This is a genomic window from Gilliamella sp. Nev3-1 (assembly GCF_001690435.1).
GTDB classification, from domain to species: domain Bacteria; phylum Pseudomonadota; class Gammaproteobacteria; order Enterobacterales; family Orbaceae; genus Gilliamella; species Gilliamella apicola_C.
In genome coordinates, this window is record NZ_LZHN01000061.1 from 1 (window position 1) to 1,079 (window position 1,079).

1 pseudogene is annotated in these 1,079 nt (G+C 41.8%); it reads right to left on the minus strand.

Features of this window, described 5'->3' with window-relative positions:
• A pseudogene (locus A9G40_RS09210) lies at positions 1–1,079 on the minus strand (IS1182 family transposase); the annotation flags it as partial.

Genomic DNA, 1,079 nt, shown 5'->3' on the forward strand with positions numbered 1-1,079 from the left:
TAAAAAAACGTAACAAAAATAGCTTTATCGCTATTTTCTTGATATTTTGAGCCGTTGCGGCCAATAAACACTGCATTTGAACCTGCGCTCTTCCTCTAAATCGTGCATAGCGATGTCCGTGATGTTGTTTAGCATCAGCAAAGCTGCGCTCTATCGTTTCTTTTCGCCGAGCATAGACTTTTTTACCCCACTGACTTAAACGAATCTCGTTGGCTTTCTCTTTATCTGCTTCCCAGATATGCCGTGTGATGACTTTCTGTGTATTTTTACTCTGTGTACACTGTGACAATAACGGACAGATTTTGCAGGTTGTTGCATCAGAATGATAATGACGATAACCTTCTCTGCTGGTAGTTTTATATATTAATGTTTGCCCGTTTGGGCAAGTATAAGTATCGTTTTGACTGTTATAGATAAACTGCTTTTTTCTGATGGGATTCGCACCATGGGTGGGACGACGATAACCCAACACCGGATATATCTGCTCTGCCAGCAGTAAATGGCAAATGGGAGCCGTAAAATAACCCGCATCAAGGCCGACACCAACCGGATTAAAGCCAAACCGCTCTAACTGGCGTTTTAATCGAGCCATGTAAGGCTGGGAATCATGGATATTTCCAGCTGTGACATAGGTATCGGTAATTAAATTATGTTTGCCATCAACCGTTCGGTGCTCTAAGTAGAAGAACCCTTTAGGCTTGCCTTCCCGATGCATAAAGCCACTGTCCGGAACTGTTGTACTGACTTTAACATCCTTGTATTTCTCTACCGTCGATGGCTTTAAGGCTTTTTTCCGTTTAATTCTCTTTCTGTGTTGATGGCTTGATTAAGGGCATCAATATATTGACTGGGCTCAACAATACGCTGCTCATTACGTGCTTTGCCTTTATTGGCATTTGCTTTTAGGTGAGTACTGTCCGTATATAATACCCGACCACTTATCAACCCTTTGACAATGGCCTGCTCAACAATATTATCAAAAATCTGTTGATAGATTTCACTGTCATTAAACCGACGGCGACGATTTTGACTAAGTGTTGAGGCGTCAATCACTTTTTCGGTTAATCCCATTCCCAGAA